Consider the following 20635-nt stretch of genomic DNA (forward strand, 5'->3'; position numbering starts at 1 on the left):
CTCGCCGCACCGCGATAACGGCCGTCGGCAACCGCGCGCGTTACCGACCGACTCAGGCCCTTGTGCGCGGGTTGCCGCCCATCCCGCTTGCTCGAGAATGATCCGCGCGACCTCGGAAACCTCGCGCGCGACCGGATGCAGGTTCTGACTGATTGATACGAGGTGAGCAGGTCACGGGCCTCGGAGCCTGACAGCGCCTGTCGGTGGTGGGCACCACAATGGCGCGGCATGGGTAGACGATTCACGGGATGGCCCGAGGAGGCCTTCGACGTCCTGCTCCGGCTCGAAGGTGACCCGGCGGTGGTCGTCCGCGAGAGGCATCGCAAGGACCGCGACCGCCTGGTGCGGGAGCCGATGATCGCGTTGCTCCAGGACCTCGCCGACATCGAGCCGGTGTACGACGACTTCTCGGTCTGGGGTTACGGTTCGCATCCTTGGCCCTGGCAGCACCAAAGTGGCGTGATCCGGCTGGAGGGGCGCATGGAGTTGGGCATGCGCTTCGACCTCGACGGCCTGGGGATCCACGGCGGCTGGGTGATGGCGAGGCCAGGTCAGGCCGAGCTGTTTCGCGCCGCGGTCGCCGACGACGCCAGTGGCAAGGAGCTCACCGACATCGTGGAAGTCCTTCGGGAGCAGGGATTCGAGGTGTCCGGCGATGTCATGAAACGGACCCCGCGCGGCTATCCCGCCGATCATCCGCGAGCCGGGTTGCTGCGACATCGCACGCTGGTTGCGGCGCGCGAGCTGGGCTGCGACGAGTGGCTGCACACTCCTGAGGTGCTCGAGCGGGTCCGGGAGGTCTACGACGGGATGCGCCCGCTGACGGCCTGGCTCGCCACCCACGTCGGCAGGTAACGGTGGGTGAGCGCTGGCGGGAACTCTTCCAGTTGACCGGTGGCGTGCCCCCGCCGCCGGTGGAGTTGCTGGAGTGGCCAGATCCCGAGCCCGTCCTGGCCGTGACGCTTTACCGACTTCCGCCCGAGCGCGAACGTCTGCTGTCCCCGCTGCTCCCTGCGCCGGGCGCGACCGGGTGGGAGACGGCACGCGCGCTGACGGAGTGGGTGAGCGGGCGGTGGCAGCACGCCAACGACCACGTGGAGCGGTACGACGCCGTCGAGATCCTCGCACGCGTCGACGCGGGGGCGCGGTTCGCCTGCGACGAATACTCCGTCGTGCTGTGCCATGCACTCAACGCGTACCGGATTCCGGCCCGCTGGTTGGGGCTTTTCCGCCGCAATCACCACGCCGGCGTGGCGGCGGCGCATTCAGTGGCGGAAGCGTGGATCGACGAACTGTGCCGGTGGGTCGTTCTCGACGGTCAGAACGGCGCCCACTGGGTCGACGACGCGGGCGAACCCCTTGGCGTGATCGAGTTGCAGGAGGCATTCCATCGCGGCGGCGCGCGACCACGGTTCCTCAACGCGGCGGGGTCGGTTGACGACGCCGACTTCTGGTGGCAGTACTTCGCCAGTGCGCAGACGACCGGGCTGACGTCACCGCCGTCGTCCGATCTGTCCTGGGCAAGCGACTCGTACTCCCCGATCTTCCAACAGCACTTCCTGCTGGGCACCGAGCGACTGCTCAGGAGTGCGCGGCACGCCTACCCCGACCTGTCGTCGGTCTGGATCGGTGTCGCCGGATCTGCGGAGCGGCCGGCGCTGACGTTCGGGACCGATCACCCTTACCCACGGGGGTTCGCGGTGGCCGACGGCCGCGGTCTTGCCGACCTGCCGGCTCGGGAGCCGATGTGGCCACTCGACATGAGTCCCGGCGACCATGTAGCTGAGGTCAGCCTGCTCAGCCCGTACGCCCGGATGCCGGCTGGTCCCGTGCGCTACCGGGTCGGATGACGCCCCTTCGCTCGCAGGGTCAATTGGTTTGCGCCGAGTCACGAAAGCTTGCCACGCTGGCGAGATGAGCCACGATGGCCGAGACGGCCGAGGTGATCCGATCGTCGACGCGCGGGATGTTGTCGTCGAGACCTTTCCCCATGCGCGTTGGGCGCTCCTGTCCGGCAGTGTCATCACGACGCACCGCACGGCCGGTTCCGACCTCGACATCGTGGTGTTGCTGCCCGATGGCGACCCGGAGGCACCGCACCGTGCCTCTCGGCACTTTCGTGGCTGGCCGGTCGAGTTGTTCGTCCACGACGAGGAGACGCTTGCCCACTACCTGACCAAGGAACTGCCAGATCGGCGCCCGGCCCTGAACCGGATGGTCGCCACCGGTGTGCACCTGGTCGGCGATCGCACACATTCCGGTGAGATCCAGACTCTGTGTACGAACGTCCTCGCGGGCGGTCCGGCTCCGTTGACCGATACCGAACGCAACCGAATCCGTTACCAGCTCACCGATCTGCTCGATGATCTGACCCACGCCACCGATCCGGCGGAACGAACGGTGGTCGCCGCCGCGGCCTGGGCCGCTGCTGGCGAACGGGTCCTCGCCCTCAACGGGCGCTGGACCGGTACCGGGAAGTGGCTGCTGCGCGAGCTCATTGCCTACGATCCCGAGCTTGCCGAACGCTGGCTCGCGGCTCACGCCGACCCCACCGCGATCGCCCGCTTCCTCACCGGTGTACTCGACCGGTCCGGCGGGCCGCTGTTCGCGGGTTACAAGGAGCCGGGCGAACGCCCCTCGCTGCGGCCCTGAAACGGTGGGGTGCCTCGCCTTATCGAGGGATGTCGCGGAGGTGGTGCCGGAACGACACCTGGTGACCGTTGTCACGCGTACCGCCATCGGGCGTCCAGCCGGCCGAAAGGTAGAAGCGCTGCCCGCGGTCATAGTCGGCGAGAGTCCACAGGATCGCCTCGCGGTAGCCGTCGTCGCGAAGTGCGTCGAGGGCGGTACGCATGAGCACGGTGCCGACGCCGCTGCGCCAAAGGGCCGGATCGACCGCGATGGTGTCGACCTCGCCGAGGTCGGGGTCCACCGGGTCGCGGCTGGGCCCGATGCCGACGAAGCCGGCGACCACACCGGACCGAGCGGCGACCCACCATCGGGGTGCACGCGGGGTCGTCGCGATGCACGGTCCTGTCTGGGCTCGGACCGACGTGGCGGCAGGCTGCGGATCCACGGAAGCCGCCGTGGTGAGGGTCGCGGTCCAGCGGTCGATCCGGTCGTCGTCGAGCGCCTGAGGCGGCATCAGGTCACCGAATCCTGCGTTCCACGAGTCGACGTAGATCTGCGCCACGCGCGCGGCGTCGGCGCCCGTCGCGGTTCGGATCGCGATGTTCACAGCGGACAAGTCTGCCCGAGGCAGGAGTCTCGGGGCACCTCTGCGGAGAGGGGTTCCCTCGCCGTCGCCGCGTTGCGCAACCACCACCTCCGCCAAGGCCCGACGGTCACAGGAGGCGGCTCTCACCCAACCGGAGGTGGAGATCGATGACACTTCGGATGCCGGAGCGGATCACCCAGTGGAGCTTGTACAGAGTCCAGTACGCCCAGTACATGCGTAGCAGCTGCGGGGTCATCGTGGTCTCGAGGGCCTCATCCACCCGGTCGATGGCCTTTCGTTCAACACCGTTGTATCCGCCATCCGGAGCCGCCGCGGCCCAGGTGAGGTCGAAGCGGAGCCCGACGAGTGCGAAGTGGCGGTCCCCGCGCGCCACGCCGAAGTTCCAGTCGACGACGCCGGTGATCTGGCCGGAGTCGTCGAAAAGGACGTTCGGCACCGTGAAATCGGTGTGGACGAGATCATTGCCCACCATCTCGTGCCGCTCGGCGTTGCCGACTTCGCGGATCCGCCGGAGCAACCGTCGGCTGCGGTCGCTGTAGCCCGCCAGGGTCTCGTGCCGGGGGAACACCGGACCGCTCCTTCGCAGGTACAGAGGCGGGATCGCGACGTCGGGCCGATCGGCCAACAGGCCGGCGAAGCGTTCGTTGATCGCCAGCATCGCCTCGATCGCGTGGACGTCCGTACGCCTCGGCGGTGACCCAGGCAGGCGTTCCTGCACAACTGCCGCGGTGCCGTCCGCGAGTTCCAGAACGAGGTCGTGACGGGGAACCGGCAGACCCGCGGCGCGGACCGTGGCGAGGACCTCGGCGGTCTGCCGCGCCGGCTGCGGCGGAATGGGCGCGTGGGTGACCACGCCGTCGCGGCCGTCTGGCCAGCGTACGAAGGCCGCGCCTCCGCTCTCGCCCTGTGCCGCGACCTCGACGAAGGACAGGCCACTGCCCGTCCGGTCGTTGATCTCCGCGATCCACTCTCGTGGGCCGTCGCCCATGTACCCGCCTCCAGCTTCGTCGTGTCCTGTCACGTCGCGCCACCCGCCGGTCCGCTCGATCAGCCGATCGCTGACCGGCTGGCCAAACCTCGGCAGAAACTGGCTCAGCGGGTCGGGCAGTCGAGGCCGATGTGTGGGCGGACGCGTGGACGGAGTCGACCCTGCCAGAGCGCTCCTGACACCTGGTGTCAGGAGTGCGTGGCGTTCGCAGGAACGACAGTCGGACACGTGGGGACCATGAGGCACGCTCCGAGCGTGCCGGAGCCGCGCTTTACCCGGCGGGGCGAGCCGTGATGATGGAAGCAGCCTCGACGAGGTCTTTTGCCCGGCGTTGTGCTTGGGGGTGTTCGCTTCGGACGAGGATCGCCGGGATGCCGGCGTGCTCGGCGCCGACGACATCCGCCTGAAAGTTGTCACCGACCATCCACCGCGTGCGGGGATGGCCGGCGGCGCGGAGAGCGCACCGGTATGCCTCAGGGTGCGGCTTCTCGTAGCCGATTGCCGCTGAGCACACGACAACCTCGACGACCTGGTTCAGTCCGAGCAGACCGAGGTTGGTCTCGAGCTGCGGGACGTTGTTCGAGAACACGGCATGCCGCCAGCCGTCGTCCCGCAGCTGTTGGAGAACGGGAATGGTGTCCTCGAAGAGACCCCACCGCGAGCCATCGGCGTAGAACCTGCCCGCCGAGTGCGCCAGCTCGGCGGCCGTCTCGACGTATCCAACACCTTTGAACGCCTCGGCAAATACCGCTTCCAACTCGGCCCACCACTCGGCGGCCGACACCCGGCCCATGCGGGCCGTAGCCTAGCGTTCCGTCGAAGTCCCAGAAGATGACGCCAGCGCAGGTCACAACCGCCATCCCGAGTTGTCGCGCAGCAGCCACAGGTAGCGCACGGAAGGCGGGTCCCTAACCGGCGAGGACAGAGTTCACGCGGTCGACGGCAGTGTCAGGCGTTGGTTCGAACGGCCGCTGAGTGATCTCCTCGGCAAGAGCGATGTACCTGGCAGCTGTTGCCACCCGCACATCGTCTGGAAGCGCCGGTGGCGTGCCATCGCCATCGAACCCACGCTCCACGAACCACTCTCTCAGGGGCTCTTTGTCGAGCGAGCGTTGGTCCTTGCCGTCCTCGAACAAGGACTCGTACGTGTCGGCATACCAGTAGCGCGAGCTGTCCGGCGTGTGCACCTCGTCGATGAGGAAGACGTCCCCGCCGAGGACACCGAATTCGTACTTGGTGTCAACGAGGATGAGCCCCCGTTGGGAGGCCACCTCGGTTCCCCGAGCGAACAGGGCGAAGCTGAGATCGGCAATGCGGTCGAACAAGGAGGCAGTGATCAGTCCCTCGCCGATGGCATCCGCCCGACTGATATTGCGGTCGTGCTCGTCGAGCTTGGTCGCGGGCGTAAGGATCGGCTGTTGCAGCCGTTCGTTCTTGCGCAACCCCTCCGGCAAGCGATTGCCGGCAACCTCGCGCTGACCGGAGTCGTAGTTGAACCACAACGACGTCCTCGTCACTCCGGTGATGTACGCCCGGACGACGAACTCGAGCGTGACGAGCTCGCACTCACGAACGCGGATGACATTGGGATCAGACACCTCGAGCAGGTGGTTCGGAACGATGTCCGCCGTGGCGTCGAACCAGAAGTTTGCGATCGCGTTCAGTGTCTGGCCCTTGAAGGGGATGGTGCCCAAGATCCGGTCGAACGCGGACTGCCGATCGGTCGTGACGATCGTGCGAACTCCGCCGCTGACGTAGCTGTCGCGAACCTTGCCCGCATGGGCGACACCCAGGTGTGTGAAGGACGTCCGCTCAAGTGTCCCAGACAGCTCCTTGGCCATCCGCTCGTCAGATACCACTCTCTCCCCTTGTGGGCCGCGCTCGGTCGGAGCGTAGTTACGCGCTACTCCGGACGCCTGAACATAACAGAGCCGCCGAGTCCGGTGGCTTCTACCGTCGTTGGTGCTCGACCCGGCCCGCCTCGACCAGCTGTTCGGCCCGGTGGAACCCCGGGCAGCTTCCCCCTACCTCTTCCAATCAATCATCGTCGACGGCCGAATACAAGACTTGAATTCTGCCGACGTACGGACGGAACATCGACGTGCCTGTTTCCCGAGAATGGAGGACCATGTGCGGGTCACCGCCGATGATCTGGACGCCGTGATCACCTGCGTGGACGACAGTCTTCGCCCGGCAGTGGACAGGAACTGGACGGTTCGTGCGGGGACGCTGGACTGGACGTGCTGGTCGACCGCTGAGCACCTCGGTCAGTGTCTCGCGCACTACGCGTCCCAGTTGGCGATCCGGGCTCGTACGCGATACGTGCGGTGGGCCGCCGGGGCGATGAACGACGCGCCTCCTGATGGCGTCCTTGACTTCGTGACGGCGACCGGGCGGATTCTCGCAATGGTGGTTCGCGCCTCGCCGCCGCAGGTACGCACCTACCATCCGTACGGAATGGCGGATCCGGCAGCATCCGCAGGCGGGGGATGCGTGGAAGCGCTCGTTCATGCACACGACATCGCCACCGGGCTCGGCGTGGACTTCGCACCACCTCCTGATGTGTGCGGACGTGTCGTCGCCCGGATGTTTCCCCATCACGAATCGAGGCTGGCCCAGGCCGACGTGGACCCATGGACGGCGCTGCGGTGGTTGACGGGGCGGGTTGATGCACCCGGTCTGCCCGAACTCAGCGTCTGGAGGTGGCGATCCACTCCACTGAACGAGCCGTGGATCATCGCACCGCCTGCGCCTCGCGCCTTCTGACCTCACGTGTGCGTACGCGGCGTTCTTGCCTCGTGTGACAAAGGCCAACGGCACAAGGAGATACATGTCCAGAGGAGACGCGCCCGGCACCATTGTCATCCTGAACGGAACCCCACGCTCGGGAAAGTCCAGCATTGCTGCGGCGATCCAGGAGCGGTTCGCGGGCGTGTGGATGAACCTCGGAGTCGACACGTTCAAGCGAATGACCCCAGCGCGCTTCCAGCCCGGATTAGGGCAGCGGCCGGGTGGCGAACGACCCGATCTCGACTCACTCGTGGTGACGCTGTATCGCGGCATGTACGAAGCAATTGCCACGCACAGCCGGCTGGGCGTCAACGTGGTGGTCGATGCGGCGCACCATGACGCGTACTCTGTCCCGCGCGGGATTCTCCAGGCGAGTGCTCACCAGTTGACCGGACTGCCTGCCTTGTTCGTCGGCGTCCGATGCCCGGTCGAGGTGGTCCTGGAACGCCGCCGCGCCACGTGGGGTGGCGTCGGCTACGCGCAGGGCACCGTCCGCGACCCGGTGAAGCTGTGGGAACAGGCAGTGCACGAACCCGGGGTGTACGACCTCGAGGTCGACACGTCGGTACTCAGCCCCGAGGGATCAGCCGACCAGATTCGCCAGCGCCTGGACAACGGCCCACCGCCGTCGGCGCTCGATCGCCTCAGGGCGCAGGCGAGCTCCATGTGAGAGCAGGGAACACGTCCATGACCATGAAGGGAAAGTCGCGTATACGCCGCAAGACTTTCATGATCACGATCATGATCACCCCCAGACCTCGCGGGCGGTCTCGACGGTGAGCCGCAGCTTCGCGACCTCCTCGTCATAGGTCAGCACGTTGCCTTCCACCGTCGAAGAGAACCCACACTGCGGCGACAGGCACAACTGGTCGAGCGGCACGTAACGGGCGGCCTCGTCGATCCGACGCTTGAGCGTGTCCTTGTCCTCCAGCGCGCCCTTCTTGGTGGTGACGAGGCCGAGCACGACCTGCTTGCCGGGCGGTACGAACCGTAGCGGCGCGAAGCCGCCCGAGCGGTCGTCGTCGTACTCCAGGAAGAACCCGTCGACGTCCAGTTCGGAGAACAATGCCTCGGCGACGAAGTCGTACCCTCCCTCGGCCGCCCACGACGAGCGGAAGTTGCCGCGGCACATGTGCGTGGTCACCCGCAGGCCGTCGGGCCGGTTGGCCAGCGCGGCGTTGATGGTGCGGATGTACTGCTCGTGCTGGTGCTCGGCGTCCCCGCCCATGCTGGCGATCAGTTCCCGCTGCTTCGGGTCGTTCAGGTAGGCCAGGCTGGTGTCGTCGAGTTGGAGGTACGTACATCCGAGGTCGGCGACGCGCCGCACCTGCTCGGCGTACGCGCTCGTCAGGTCCGCCCAGAAACCGTCGAGCTCCGGATAGACGCATCGGTCGATGGCGGCCCGCCCGCCGCGATAGTGGACCATGCTGGGCGACGGGATCGTCAGCTTCGGCGTCTGGGCGGAGCTGGCGTTGTCGCGCAGGAAAGTGAACGCGTCGGCGAAGATCGTGTCGGCCAGCGTGATCCGGTCGTGGACCTTCAGCGCTGCGGACTCGAAGTCCAGCTCGCCCTGCTCGTTGCGGAAGTGCACCATGAGCTTCTCGTCGGTGGGGTCGATCCCGCCGAGCTGGTAGATGAAGTCCATGTGCCACGACGTACGCCGGAACTCCCCGTCGGTCACGGTCTGCAGGCCGACTTCTTCCTGCATGCGTACGACATCGCGGATCGCGGTGTCCTCGGCGGCGCGCAGGGTGTCGCCGTCGATCTCGCCGGCCTTGTGCCGTCGGCGCGCATCGAGGAGCGCGGCGGGCCGCAGCAGGCTGCCCACGTGGTCGGCGCGGAAGGGCGGCGAGGTACGAGTCATCGTGGTGACCTCCGGGCTCGAACGTACAGACAGGTGCCGCGCCGGTCGGCGCGACGAGCGACCCCGATCAACTGGCCCGATCAACTGGCCCGATCAACTGGGCCGATCAGCTGGGCCGATCAGCTGGGCCGGCCGACTTGCCCCGCCGACTGACCTGGCCGACCGACCTGGCCGACCGACCTGACCGTCCTGGTCGACTGCCTGACAGGTGACGCGGCAGGCTGGGACCACGAACGCCGCGCGGACTGACGCGGCCGCCAGCTTAGGACGGGCTCGCGCCGCCGACAGTGGCCCTTCCGTCTGACGGAAGCCGGCCTGGCGCCTTCGCGTCCGACAACGACGGCGGCGAACGCGCGGAGGCGACGGGCGCGCAACTGACCCGGCTCGCCAATCGCCCGGGGGCCTGGCTGTCCATCTCCGCCTGCGGCGGCGTGCGGACCGCCCTGGGTCCTGGAACTCTGTGCGAATGACCGCCAAGCCCACAGTGGAACCTGCACAGCCTGCTGGTGGATCCGCCACGCCTGCTGGTGGATCCGCCACGCCTGCGGGTGGATCGGCCACGCCTGCGGGCGGAGCAGGTGTGCCGTCGGAGAGTCCAGCCGCGAGGATTGGTGGCCAGGGAGGCGTGCCGGCCCGCCGGCCCGCCACACCTACGGCGGCCGGCAAGGTGCTCGGTGTGATCGGAGCATTCACGACGGACGCCGACGCGCTCACCCTTTCAGCGATCGCGCGCAAGGCCGGGCTGGCCCTTAGCACGGCCCACCGGGTCGTCGCCGAGGCGGTCGCCTGGGGCGCGCTCGAACGAGGGAGGGACGGCCGGTACCGGATCGGCCTCCGGCTCTACGAGGTCGGCGCCCTGGCACCCCGCGGCGTTGCGTTGCGCGACGCCGCGATGCCGTTCATGGAAGACCTGTACGAAGTCACTCACGAGGTGGTTCAGCTGGCGGTCCGCGAGGGCACGGAGCTGGTCTTCATCGAACGGCTCGCCGGCCGTACCTCTGTAGGCGTCCACACCCGGGTGGGCCTGCGGTTTCCCTTGCCGGCCAGCGGTGCGGGACTCGTGCTGTTGGCGTTCGCGCCGAACGACGTGCAGGAGGCCGTCCTCGCCGGCCCGTTCGAGCGGTTCACGGACAAGACCCTCACCGATCCGGTACGCCTGCGCGCGATCCTGGCAGAGGCCCGCCGCCAGGAGATCGCCGTCAGCGACGGACAGGTGACCCTCGACAGCCTGTCCGTCGGCGCTCCAGTACGTGACGCGTCCGGGACGGTGGTCGCCGCCGTGTCCGTGGTGGTACACGCCGGCTCGGTGGATCCGGCGTTCCTCGCGCCGTTGGTCCGAACGGCCGCGCGCGGCATCTCCCGCTCTCTCGCCGGGCCCTCGGCTCTGCGCGAGGCGACCGCGTACCAGACCTCGTCACGGGCGCGCCGCGAGTCCAGCTGACCTCAGCCCGCCGTCCGCGCTGATCGGACCCGCCTGGCCCGCGTGTCGAGCCGCCGCGCCAGACCTCGCCCCACCGGCCCGACGGCGAATGACCACGCTGAGCAGGCCTGTGGAACCCAGCAAGGTGTCGAGACATGTGCGGCACTCCACAGGCCTGCTCAGCGTGGTCATTTGGGCTCTCCTGACACATGTGTCAGGGGAGCCTCATTTGCCGGCGAGGACGTGGCGCCGTCGCCGCGGTACGACGCTCGGCCAGCTCGGGCCGCACCCGCAGGACCAGCTGTGCTGGGCGGCCGAGCAGGGTTTCGCCGCACGCGTACGACTGCTCACCTCCGGCGGGTGGTGGCGGCGTCGATGGTGGAGCACCAGGCGCGGAACCGCTCGAACTCGGTCGCCTCGTCCGTGTCGAGGTCCCTCCAGGGGGTCAGCGTGACGGTGCCCGCGCCGACGGTCCACTTCCACTGGGCGCACACCTCTCCGGCGGAGACCAGCGAGCCGGTCATGTGGCCTACGGGTCCGACCAGTCGCTTCTTGGCGGAGACAAGCGGCGACTCCGACCCCTTGCGGCAGAAGTACACGTTGTCGTACTCGGGCAGGACGTAACACCGCCGCGGTTCCTCGTCGATGTGCTGGGTGGCGTCGTACCAGGTCCCCCGCGCAGGACCCGTACTCTCGGCTGGGCGCCCGACCGATGGCGTCCCGACCGACGTCAGGACTGGTGCCAGCCGGGAGACCCCTGACCAGTAGCTGGCATCCGCGGTCGATGCGGGACCGAACGCCCGGAGGAAGCTTCGCACCAAGTCGGGCAGGCCCTGCGGCGCGGGAAGCAGTTCACCGGACTGTCCCGGGGTTTCTGGTTCATGATCAAGAGGCGAAAAACGGGCATTTGCGGGCTCCAGTTCCCCGTTTTCTGCCTCTTGATCATGAACGGCGGCGCCGGACGTGGTCGACCCACTCGCCCGGGCCGGCGACACCGGGCGCGAGCCGGCTACGTCGTCGAACGCCTGCTTCGCGAGGATGTAGCGGCTCCGCGCGGGTCGCCAGGACACGTCGTCAGCGACCTGCACGACCGGAAGCAGCATGCGTACGGCGAAGCCCAACTGCCGCGGCTCGGACAGGGGAAACTCCTGGCCCAGCTCCGCGCTGATCTCGGCGCGTGTGAGGCCGTCGTGCTCCCGGAGAAGCCGCGCGCCACGTCGGAGCAGCTTGTCGTGGTCGACGGTGCGCCACAGGCCAGGACAGAACTCGTTGACCGTACGTTCGAGCATCGGTTGCAGGCTGAGCCGCCAGGTGACGTACTGCCGGCGGGTCACCATGTGCACGGTGCCACGCATGAGGTTGGCCTTCACCAGCTGGTAGCTCCTGAGCGCGCGGTCGAGGTCGTCCTGGTCGAAGCTGGCCAGCCTCGTCCACAGACCGGCCGACGGCGCCCGCGGTGTTGGGCGTTGAGGCCGGCGACGGCCTCCACCACCTCGACTGGCGTGCCGGTGAACGTCTGCCCCAGGAGCTGCCTGCGCAAGTACGCCGCCATCGCTTGACCTCCGACGCTCGCGAAGGCCTGACGTTACCGAGGCCGGCCCTCGGCCTGCGCACTACGGCGTCGGGGTCACGAGTCGGGGTCACGAGTCGGGGTCAGGAGGTCGGGTCAGGAGGTCGGGTCAGGAGGTCGGGTCAGGAGGTCGGGTCAGGACGTGGGGTCACGAGGTCGGGGTCGAAGGTGCCGGCGAGGTTCCGGACCACAGCGCGCTGCCGCAAGTGCGATGCTCGCAAAGGTGCTATGGCAGAGTTTGCCATGGATATCGGCTGTACGGGCCCGCAGATTCGGCACTAGGATCGCCCGCGTGGCGGCGTTCCGGATCAGCGAGGCAGCCGAGCTGCTGGGCGTCAGCGCCGACACCGTACGCCGGTGGGTCGACGCTGGTCGGCTCGCCGCGGTTCGCGACGGGTACGGGCACCGGGTGATCGAAGGTGTCGACCTCGCCGGCTTCGCACGATCCCAGGCCGGCGAGCAGGAGGAACGGTCGGAGCACTCCTCCGCCCGCAACCGGCTCCGCGGCATCGTCACCGCCGTGGCCAAGGACACGGTGATGGCGCAGGTCGACATCCAGGCAGGGCCGTTCCGGGTGGTGTCGCTGATGAGTCGCGAAGCGGTCGACGAGCTGGATCTCCAGGTCGGCTCGATCGCTGTCGCGGTGATCAAGTCGACGACGGTCGTAGTGGAGAAGCCCCGATGACGGCCGGGCGCCGACGGGCGGCCGGCGGGGTGCCGACCGGTGACTTCGCCGCCGGGGGCAGCAGACGGAGGTCCCGCCCGTGAGATCCGGTGGGATACGTACGACGGTGGTCGGCGGTACGACCGTGGTCGGCCTCGCGACGGTGGTCGGGCTCGCGGCGGTGACCGCGCTGGCATTGGTGGGGCTGCCCGGGTGTGGCGGTGATCGACCCGACGCCGCCAGCACGACCAGTCCGGAACCCGAGAGCGGAGCCTCGACGCTCACCGGCACGGTCACGGTGTTCGCGGCGGCGTCGCTGACGGACGCGTTCACGGCGATCGGCAAGGACTTCGAGGCTGCCCATCCCGGGGTGACGGTGACGTTCAACTTCGCCGGCAGTTCGGCGCTGGCGACGCAGATCAACCAGGGCGCGCCGGCCGACGTGTTCGCCTCGGCCGCGCCGGCCTCGATGGAGGCGGTCGCCGACGCGGGCAACGGCACCGGCGAGCCGGCCGTGTTCGTCAGGAACCAGCTCGTCATCGCTGTTCCCCAGGGCAACCCGGGCGGCATCAAGCGGCTTGCCGACCTGGCGAAACCCGCCGTGAAGGTCGCGCTGTGCGCCGAGCAGGTGCCGTGTGGCGCCGCCGCCCTGACGGCGCTCGACGCCGGCGAAGTCGACCTCACTCCGGTGACCCTCGAGCAGGACGTGAAGGGCGCACTGTCCAAGCTGACCTTCGGCGAGGTCGACGCCGCGCTGGTCTACCGCACGGACGTGAAGGCGGCCGCGGGCGAGGTGGACGGAGTCGCCTTCGAGGAGGCTGCAGGCGCGATCAACGACTACCCGATCGTCGTACTGAAGGACGCACCGAACGCGGGCGCGGCCAAGGCGTTCGTCTCGTACGTACGTTTTGGCGAGGGTGCGGCCGTGCTCGGCGAGGCCGGCTTCCAGGCGCCGGACGAGTAGCCGCCCATGACCACCGGAGCACCTCGGCGGGCCGGCCGGGTTCCTCTCGCCCTGCTGGTCCCGGCCGGGCTGGGCCTGCTCTTCCTGGTGCTGCCGTTGGTCGGTCTCGTCGTGCGTACGCCCTGGACCACGCTCCCGCAGCGGCTCGCCGAGCCAGGAGTCCTCACCGCGCTCCGGCTGTCCCTGCAGTCCGCCACCCTGGCGACTCTGCTCTGCCTCGTACTCGGCGTACCCCTCGCGTGGCTGCTCGCCCGCGCGCCGTTTCCCGGCCGGCGGCTGGTGCGGGCCCTGGTCACGGTGCCGCTCGTCCTTCCGCCGGTGGTGGGCGGGGTGGCGCTGCTGCTCGTGTTCGGCCGTCAGGGCCTGGTCGGCACGTGGCTCGACGCCGCGTTCGGTCTCACGCTGCCGTTCACCATGGCGGGTGTGGTGCTCGCGGAGGCGTTCGTCGCGATGCCGTTCCTCGTCATCGCCGTGGAGGGCGCATTGCGCGGCGCGGACGCCCGCTACGAGGAAGCGGCGGCGACGCTCGGAGCCGGGCGGTGGACCACGTTCACGCACGTGACGTTGCCGCTCGTCGCTCCCGGCGTCGCCGCCGGTGCGGTGCTGTGCTGGGCGCGAGCGCTCGGTGAGTTCGGCGCGACGATCACGTTCGCCGGCAACTTCCCAGGCCGTACGCAGACCATGCCACTCGCGGTCTATCTCGCACTGGAGACCGACCTGGAGGCGGCGATCGTCCTCAGCCTGGTGCTGCTTCTCGTGTCCGTCGCGATCCTCGTCAGCCTCCGTGACCGCTGGATGACCACCCCATGACCGGCACGGATCGCGACCGTACGTACGAACGACGGCAGGGGCGCGGGCAGCGCACGAGTGGGGAGCCGTTGCTGGACGCTCATGTCGTGGTGGAGCGGGAGACGTTCCGGCTCGACCTGGAGCTGCGGATCGACGCCGGCGAGGTCGTCGCGCTGCTCGGGCCCAATGGCGCCGGCAAGACGACCGCCCTTCGCGCGCTCGCCGGTCTGCACCCGCTGACGGCCGGGCACGTCACCCTCGGCGGGCACGACCTCGACCGGCCAGCCGGCCGCGTGTGGACGCCGCCGGAGCTCCGCTCGATCGGCGTCGTCTTCCAGGACTACCTGCTGTTTCCGCACCTGAGCGCCCTGGACAACATCGCGTTCGGACCTCGCCGGCACGGGGTAGAGCGGCGGCAGGCCCGCGCGCAGGCTGCGGGTTGGCTCGACCGGATCGGTCTTTCGGAGTACGCACGGCGCAAGCCGCGGCAGCTCTCCGGCGGACAGGCGCAGCGAGTGGCGCTGGCGAGGGCGCTCGCGGTCGACCCGAGCCTGTTGTTGCTCGACGAGCCGCTCGCGGCCCTCGACGCCCGGACCCGGCTCGACACGCGTGCGGACCTGCACCGCCACCTCCGCGCGCACAACGGCGCCACCCTGCTCGTCACCCACGACCCGCTCGACGCATTGGTCCTCGCGGACCGGCTGGTCATCCTCGAGGACGGCCGGGTCGTGCAGGTCGGTGACGCCGCCACGGTGACCGCCCAGCCGCGGACGGACTATGTGGCCCGCCTCGTCGGCCTCAACCTCTACCGCGGCCGTGCCGAAGGGCTGACCGTCGTCGTCGGCTCGGACCTTGCGCTCGCGGTGGCGGACCGCGTCGACGGCGATGCGTTCGTCGCCTTCCCGCCGTCCGCCGTCGCGTTGCACCGGTCCCGCCCGGACGGCAGCCCGCGAAACACCTGGCCGGCCACCGTCACCGGTGTCCAGCGGCACGGGGACAACCTGCGGATCGGGCTGGACGGGCCGATCGTCGTGGCCGCCGATGTCACGCCGGCCGGTGCGGCCGCCCTCGATCTCGTAATCGGCCAGCGGGTCTGGGCCGCCGTCAAGGCCGCCGAGACCCGCGCCTATCCCGCCACTCCCGACACGGTGTGACGAGCCCGCCGGACTCGCCGGACTCGCCGGACTCGCCGGACTCGCCGGACCCGTCGCCGGATGGGCCGGCGCCTCACTGCTTCCGTAGCCGGATCCCCATCCCGATCCCTTCCGTCGTGACGGTGCACTCCTTGAAGGCGGACTGCTCCGCGAGACGGTGGAACTGGTCCGGTGCGTACGCCCGCCGCCGCAGCATCCCCAACGTCCGCCTGACCATGAAGGCGTTCACTCGGCTGAGCCGCATCCTCGCGACCTCCTGGTCGATCTCGGCCGCCGAGGCGTTGCTGCGCAGGTCCTGGATCACGGCTGTCCCTCCACCGCGCAGCACCCGGTGCATCTCGTCGAGCGCGTCGATGGGGCGGGCGAAGTTCTTGAACGCCGCCTGACAGACCACCAGGTCGAACGACTCCGCCGCGAACGGCATGTCCGCGACATCGCCATGGCGGAAGTCGACGGTCACACCCTCCTGCCGAGCGCGGTCGCTCGCGAGGTCCACGAACGTGTGACTGACGTCCAGGCCGGTCACGCGGAGATGGCCCGTTCGGGCCAGTTCGATCGCGTGAAACCCAGGGCCCGGCGCCACCTCGAGCACGGCGGTGCCGTCGGGGAACTCGCCGGCGAGCTTGGCGGCACCCGTGCGGTAAGACTCCAGCTGGTCACCCGAACTGCGTTGCCGGGCGTACCACCGGGCCGTCATTCCCTCCATCTCCGGCACCAGCTTGAACCGCTTCTGCCGGACGTTCGTCGTGTCGTTCATGGTCTGCTCCTTCGGGTGTCGTGACGATGCGTGTCGTACGAACCGTTCAGGGAGCGAAGGCCCAGCTACTGTTGCGGTTGCCACCTTGTGGCCGGGTTCCGTTCCGCGGGTCCGGTTCGAGGTCGAGGACCCCGGCGTGGTGTTCCCGCACCCGCCGGGGTCCGTTCTGTCGTGGATCCGTTCTCTTGTGGGTCAGTCGTTGGTGCTGCCCCTCTCGGCGAGTGCTTCGAACTCGGGCGGCATCCGGCCGGTCTCGTGCCAGTCCCGCCAGTCCGCGAGGCCGGGCAGCGATCCGGTCGTGAACTCGTCCAGCAGCGAGCGGATCCAGCTGGCTTCCGCCTCGCGAATCGCCAGGTCGTACTCCGACTCGACGAGGAACAGCCGTGGAACCTCGCGACCCGCTTCGGCGAGGGCGTCGCGTTGGGCGGCGATCTGCTGCTCCAGCCTGGTGAGCCGGTCGCGGAGCAGCTGGGTCGCCTCGTCCGGGTGCAGAACGCCGATCACGGAGAGGCCGGCCTCGAACCTCGGCTGCTCGCGTTCGGGGACGGCGACCAGCTCGCGAACCCAGTCCTCGAGCTCTTCGCGTCCTGCGTCGGTGATCCGGTAGAGGGTGCGCTCGGGGCGTCCGCCTTGGCGCTGGCTCCCGGTCGCCTCGAGCAGGCCGTGCTTCTCGAGATTCTGGACGACGGTGTAGAGGGAGCCCCACTTGATCTTCATGTCCTGGTCCTTGCCGCGGGCGCGAAGGACCGAGGCCATTTCGTACGGGTGCATCGGCCTGGACATCACCACCGAGAGGACGGCGAGGGCGAGCAGGTTTCCGACCTTGCGTCGCTTGGCCACGGTGCTCGCCCCTCCTCGACGGGATCCTCGTGAGCGATTACTCGTCCGCGAGCATACGGCTGCGAGTAGAGGCTTTCAACCCCTCACTCTGGCTGGTCGCGGTGCGTTGCGCTGTGGGGATGCTCAACGAGCGTGAGGTGCGACGCCCCGAGGCTCGCCCCGCCGGTTGGGCAGCCACGCAGGCGGTCGACATCCATGACGGGCTGACGTTCGCTGCCGAGGTCGACACGTCCACGCGGTCGCCGGACGCCTGCGCTGACGACGTGATCGCCCAGCTCGACCTCGACGTTGCTCGCCCGTCCTGAGGCTCGGGGAAAGCCGCCACCGGCTCGTTTCGACTGAGGTCGAAAGACCTTGGCACACCACAGCCTGCCCGTGATCATGGTTGCCGTTGTCCGCGTCCAGCGAGCGTGCGACACCGGATCTCACGGGGGTGACGTTCGTGTCCGATCGGGAGACTGTCCGAAGGCGTCCGAGCTTCGAATATGCGAGAACCAGGCCAGCTGGGCGTACTCGCGTCGGTGTTCCGGACGGGAGAACCCCAACACGCTGTCGTAGCCGTACGGCAGCGCGGGTGCTGGTGGCCCTCCTGTGCCTGTGCACCTGCCTACTTGTGGCACCACCGTCGCAGGCTCGAGGCGCCGCGGACGAGGTTCCAGCACCCACCGGGCCACCCCCGCCGGGAGTCGATCCAAAACACTGGGAACGGCTGAAAGCAGTATGGGGTAAGAACAAAGCGATCGATCAGGTGTACCAGCAGCGCTATTACCTCACCCACCCCGAACGCTTCGGCGACCTGGTACTTCACCATGCCATCCCACAAAAGTACTGGAAACCAACGAACCCGTGCCACGGTGTCCTACCGCCGGGCCTTCTTCATTCGCTGGACAACTTGCGCGGCGTCATCAAGGGCGGCGCGAGAGGCGCGCCGCGAAGAAACTGGGTCATCAACAACAGATTCCATCTGTCCCTGATCGAGATGATGTGGAACGCATTCGATGCGGAGTTCATCGTCGGGGGCAGGTGTCGCGCCACGCCGGAAGACTTCTACCGTCAGCGAAACCTCATTGATCAGGCCTGGAGCTGGTTCTTCATCGAGACCTCCTACAAGCTTCCTCCCGAAGAGCGCGAGGTGCGGTTCCAGTCACTGAAGACGATTGGCGAGGGTGCATTCGGACAACCTCACCAGGTTCCCGGCGAGAGAGCGACAGCAGTAGCGGCCAATCACGCAAAGGCGTTCTTTGACAGCGCCAAGGCCGGTGGAATCGACTTCTCGACACTCGAGCTCCGTTACCTCGCTTTAGATCAGAAGAGCGGTGACGTCGGTATCGACTACGCCTTCCGGGTGAGCCCGGGTCGCGGCAGCGCGGATCTTGCGGACGGGCTCGAGAACGCGGCGGAGGCGTCGGACGCCTTCTTCGTGTGGTTGGCGTTGCCGCGCACGGCGTTCTGGGTGAACCTCAAGCCGAACGAGCCGGACAAGATCATGGACGCCCAGCTCGCACGCACGAAGGTCGGTCAGGTGATGCTCGAGGCTGACCTCACTCTCAAGCAGCAGGCATCCTGGGCTCTCCATCCGAAGCGGAAGCTCGGTGCGCGGTTCTGGCGCGAGGCCGGTCGAGACTGCGTCCCGGGAACGCGCTTGTGGATCACGCCGGACATCGCGCAGGTCTACGAGAAGGGCAACGAGCTCTACATCCTGGAGGCACCTCTCGACGTGAAGGTCGAACAGTGGAACTACCAGCCCACCGCAGGTGATCCACAGATCCCTGGAGGCGGCACGTCGTGTCCAGGCATGTCGGAGGCGGAAAAGAAGACAGTGTTCGACGTCTACGGGCAAGTGGTTCTGCCGCACCTGAAGAAGGAGGTGAACACTGCTCCGGAGTTCGCGGCTCTCCGTCGGATCTACCTGAGCCGGATCGCGGCCGAGTGGTATCGCGAACGTGCCGCAGATGGCGACACGTCATTTGCAGGGTTGGTGGAGAGTGGCAACATCGACCGCTGGGCCGATGCGGGTCGGTGGCGTCCAGAGCAGACGTTCAAGCGCTACGTCAAGTCGTTTACCAAGGGCGAGTTCCGCGCCACCGAGTCATGGACCGAGGGCAACGTCGAGAAGACGTGGACGATCCAGGCGGGCGGCGTCGACTTCGCACTGGTGCCGACCAAGTCCGTCGGGAGCCGAGCATTCGAGGATCGTTGGCCCGGGCTGGATGCACTGGCCAGGCAGGGAGTCGCGGGCAGTGCGGTGGACAAGAGCACCGGGAACCGGTGGCTGGGTGGCCACTCCGCGGTCGATCGGGCCGCGTTGGCGCGCGAGTTTCCGCTCGACGACGAGCCCGCGGCCCGCCCTGAGAACCAGACACTCAGCGACAGAGCAAGATCCGCAGCGCCATACCTGGTTGCGGTTCTGGTACTGGCCAGCCTGAGCCTCGTGGCACTGGCAGTCCTTCACGCCCGTCGTTCGCGACAGGGGGGTACGCACTGATGACCGAGGAACTGCCGCCAGAGCCCCGGGAGCCGCGACGGCGTGCCACGACGTGGCTGGTCATCGCCGCTGTGATGTTGCTCGTGGCAGGAGTCGGGATCGGACTGTGGGCGCTCTACGGCGGCGGCAACGGGCCTGACTACGCCGCGGACTGCCGGATGATCGAGAACGAGGCCCCCGAGTTTGGTCAGGACATGATGGCTCTGCAGCAGATGGGCGCCGACAAGGTGGCGCGGCGGCAGTGGCTCACCAGGCAGGCGAAGCACCTGCGTGAGCTGGCCGACAAGCTGACGGATCGCGAGTTTGCCCGTGACATCTACGCAGGTGTGGACGCTGTCGAGGCGATGCAGGAGGACCTCGAGAACGGCGACATGGCCTCTCTCAACAAGGGTATGCAGTCGCTGAAGACGCTGTTCGAGAGCGCGGTGACGTTCCTCGACACCCACTGCGAGCGGTGGCTCGGGCCTGGCCAGTGGGGTACTCCAGGCACCAAGCCCACGGGGCCGACGGACTTTCCGACGGCAGATCTGCCGACGGATTTCCCAACGGACCTGCCGAGCGACCTCCCGACGGATTTCCCAACGGACCTGCGGAGCGTGCCGCCGCTGCCGTCTCTCTCGCCGACGGAGGACCGTGCGGGCGTCCCGTTGCCCAACCCCTCTTCACCTCGGGTAGGTCAACCCTTCACCGCAGTCGTGGCCAAGAACGAGCGCGTATGGATTCCTGTTCGGGTCACGCTGCTGGCCGTCGACGTACGTCGGTCCGGATTGTCCGCAGAATTCGACGGCATGACGGTGACACTGCTGCGGTACAAGGCGACCCATATCGGTGACCGCACAGTCACGTTCCCCGAGGATCCACTCCAGTTCAGCTTCTCGGTCAACGCCGGTGTCGTACCTGCGGGCCCGATGCGGTTCGCACACAATGCACCGAACGCACCGGCACACTGCACGGCGAACGTCGAACCATTCGCATGGGCACCGGGAAGGACAGTGAAGGGTTGCACAGTCGCCATGCTTGACGACTCCCTCACACCTGACGAGGTCAGCTTCTCCAGTGGGCTTCCTGACCGGTGGGATTTCGTCGATTTTCAGTACCCCTGACCGGTGAGG

20 protein-coding genes and 1 pseudogene are annotated in these 20635 nt (G+C 68.2%); 13 read left to right on the forward strand and 8 right to left on the reverse strand.

What is annotated here, in order from left to right; translation table 11 throughout:
* Positions 1-228 precede the first annotated feature (228 nt).
* The 3 genes from ABNF93_RS26620 to ABNF93_RS26630 all read left to right on the forward strand — a co-directional run bounded on the left by ABNF93_RS26620 (position 229) and on the right by ABNF93_RS26630 (position 2652).
* Positions 229-855, forward strand: a complete 627-nt coding sequence (locus ABNF93_RS26620) for a DUF2461 family protein (protein WP_349330928.1) — start codon at positions 229-231, stop codon at positions 853-855.
* Positions 856-857: 2 nt separating this feature from the next.
* Complete coding sequence (locus ABNF93_RS26625; protein ID WP_349330929.1) at positions 858-1850, forward strand: transglutaminase domain-containing protein; 993 nt, start codon at positions 858-860, stop codon at positions 1848-1850.
* A 64-nt stretch (positions 1851-1914) separates the two neighbouring features.
* On the forward strand, positions 1915-2652 hold the full coding sequence (locus tag ABNF93_RS26630; RefSeq protein ID WP_349330930.1) for a nucleotidyltransferase domain-containing protein: 738 nt from the start codon (positions 1915-1917) through the stop codon (positions 2650-2652).
* Between the two features lie 19 nt (positions 2653-2671).
* Here the strand turns inward: ABNF93_RS26630 and ABNF93_RS26635 are convergent, their stop codons facing one another.
* From ABNF93_RS26635 to ABNF93_RS26650, 4 genes are all read right to left on the reverse strand, one after another.
* The gene (locus tag ABNF93_RS26635; protein WP_349330931.1) at positions 2672-3238 is read right to left on the reverse strand and encodes a GNAT family N-acetyltransferase; all 567 of its coding nucleotides are present in this window, start codon (positions 3236-3238) and stop codon (positions 2672-2674) included.
* 106 nt (positions 3239-3344) lie between these two features.
* A complete protein-coding gene (locus ABNF93_RS26640; RefSeq protein ID WP_349330932.1) occupies positions 3345-4259 on the reverse strand; it encodes a phosphotransferase in 915 nt (304 codons plus the stop codon).
* Positions 4260-4497: 238 nt separating this feature from the next.
* Positions 4498-5019, reverse strand: coding sequence for an HAD family hydrolase (locus ABNF93_RS26645; protein ID WP_349330933.1), 522 nt, complete (start codon positions 5017-5019; stop codon positions 4498-4500).
* 115 nt (positions 5020-5134) lie between these two features.
* Positions 5135-6085, reverse strand: coding sequence for a phosphoribosylaminoimidazolesuccinocarboxamide synthase (locus tag ABNF93_RS26650; RefSeq protein WP_349330934.1), 951 nt, complete (start codon positions 6083-6085; stop codon positions 5135-5137).
* A 271-nt stretch (positions 6086-6356) separates the two neighbouring features.
* Here ABNF93_RS26650 and ABNF93_RS26655 point away from each other — a divergent pair, with 271 nt between their 5' ends.
* Both ABNF93_RS26655 and ABNF93_RS26660 read left to right on the forward strand, forming a co-directional pair.
* Positions 6357-6992, forward strand: a complete 636-nt coding sequence (locus ABNF93_RS26655; protein ID WP_349330935.1) for a hypothetical protein — start codon at positions 6357-6359, stop codon at positions 6990-6992.
* Between the two features lie 64 nt (positions 6993-7056).
* Entirely contained in the window at positions 7057-7686 is a 630-nt protein-coding gene (locus ABNF93_RS26660) for a chloramphenicol phosphotransferase CPT family protein (RefSeq protein ID WP_349330936.1), read from the forward strand.
* A 75-nt stretch (positions 7687-7761) separates the two neighbouring features.
* Here the strand turns inward: ABNF93_RS26660 and ABNF93_RS26665 are convergent, their stop codons facing one another.
* Positions 7762-8880, reverse strand: coding sequence for a 5-methyltetrahydropteroyltriglutamate--homocysteine S-methyltransferase (locus tag ABNF93_RS26665; protein WP_349330937.1), 1119 nt, complete (start codon positions 8878-8880; stop codon positions 7762-7764).
* 625 nt (positions 8881-9505) lie between these two features.
* Here ABNF93_RS26665 and ABNF93_RS26670 point away from each other — a divergent pair.
* The gene (locus ABNF93_RS26670) at positions 9506-10321 is read left to right on the forward strand and encodes an IclR family transcriptional regulator (RefSeq protein WP_349330938.1); all 816 of its coding nucleotides are present in this window, start codon (positions 9506-9508) and stop codon (positions 10319-10321) included.
* A gap of 326 nt (positions 10322-10647) precedes the next feature.
* On the opposite strand, the pseudogene ABNF93_RS26675 reads toward ABNF93_RS26670, so the two are convergent.
* Positions 10648-11754, reverse strand: a pseudogene (locus ABNF93_RS26675) (DNA glycosylase AlkZ-like family protein); the annotation flags it as partial.
* A 408-nt stretch (positions 11755-12162) separates the two neighbouring features.
* Between ABNF93_RS26675 and ABNF93_RS26680 the strand changes: the two are divergent.
* The 4 genes from ABNF93_RS26680 (at position 12163) to ABNF93_RS26695 (ending at position 15441) form a co-directional block, all read left to right on the forward strand.
* The gene (locus ABNF93_RS26680) at positions 12163-12555 is read left to right on the forward strand and encodes a TOBE domain-containing protein (RefSeq protein WP_349330939.1); all 393 of its coding nucleotides are present in this window, start codon (positions 12163-12165) and stop codon (positions 12553-12555) included.
* A 79-nt stretch (positions 12556-12634) separates the two neighbouring features.
* A complete protein-coding gene (modA, locus tag ABNF93_RS26685; protein ID WP_349330940.1) occupies positions 12635-13498 on the forward strand; it encodes a molybdate ABC transporter substrate-binding protein in 864 nt (287 codons plus the stop codon).
* Between the two features lie 6 nt (positions 13499-13504).
* Positions 13505-14308, forward strand: coding sequence for an ABC transporter permease (locus ABNF93_RS26690; RefSeq protein WP_349330941.1), 804 nt, complete (start codon positions 13505-13507; stop codon positions 14306-14308).
* A complete protein-coding gene (locus ABNF93_RS26695) occupies positions 14305-15441 on the forward strand; it encodes an ABC transporter ATP-binding protein (protein ID WP_349330942.1) in 1137 nt (378 codons plus the stop codon). Before ABNF93_RS26690 ends, ABNF93_RS26695 begins: the two co-directional genes overlap by 4 nt.
* 73 nt (positions 15442-15514) lie before the next feature.
* On the opposite strand, the gene ABNF93_RS26700 is transcribed toward ABNF93_RS26695, so the two are convergent.
* Positions 15515-16198: a class I SAM-dependent methyltransferase gene (locus ABNF93_RS26700; RefSeq protein ID WP_349330943.1), complete on the reverse strand. Its 684-nt coding sequence runs from the start codon at positions 16196-16198 to the stop codon at positions 15515-15517.
* A 192-nt stretch (positions 16199-16390) separates the two neighbouring features.
* Complete coding sequence (locus ABNF93_RS26705) at positions 16391-17038, reverse strand: PadR family transcriptional regulator (RefSeq protein WP_349330944.1); 648 nt, start codon at positions 17036-17038, stop codon at positions 16391-16393.
* A 29-nt stretch (positions 17039-17067) separates the two neighbouring features.
* Here ABNF93_RS26705 and ABNF93_RS26710 point away from each other — a divergent pair, with 29 nt between their 5' ends.
* From ABNF93_RS26710 to ABNF93_RS26720, 3 genes are all read left to right on the forward strand, one after another.
* Positions 17068-17343, forward strand: a complete 276-nt coding sequence (locus ABNF93_RS26710; RefSeq protein ID WP_349330945.1) for a phosphotransferase-like protein — start codon at positions 17068-17070, stop codon at positions 17341-17343.
* Between the two features lie 443 nt (positions 17344-17786).
* Entirely contained in the window at positions 17787-19523 is a 1737-nt protein-coding gene (locus ABNF93_RS26715) for a hypothetical protein (RefSeq protein WP_349330946.1), read from the forward strand.
* Complete coding sequence (locus ABNF93_RS26720) at positions 19523-20626, forward strand: hypothetical protein (RefSeq protein WP_349330947.1); 1104 nt, start codon at positions 19523-19525, stop codon at positions 20624-20626. Before ABNF93_RS26715 ends, ABNF93_RS26720 begins: the two co-directional genes overlap by 1 nt.
* Positions 20627-20635 lie beyond the last annotated feature (9 nt).

It is taken from the genome of Actinopolymorpha sp. B9G3, from assembly GCF_040120725.1.
Taxonomy (GTDB): domain Bacteria; phylum Actinomycetota; class Actinomycetes; order Propionibacteriales; family Actinopolymorphaceae; genus Thermasporomyces.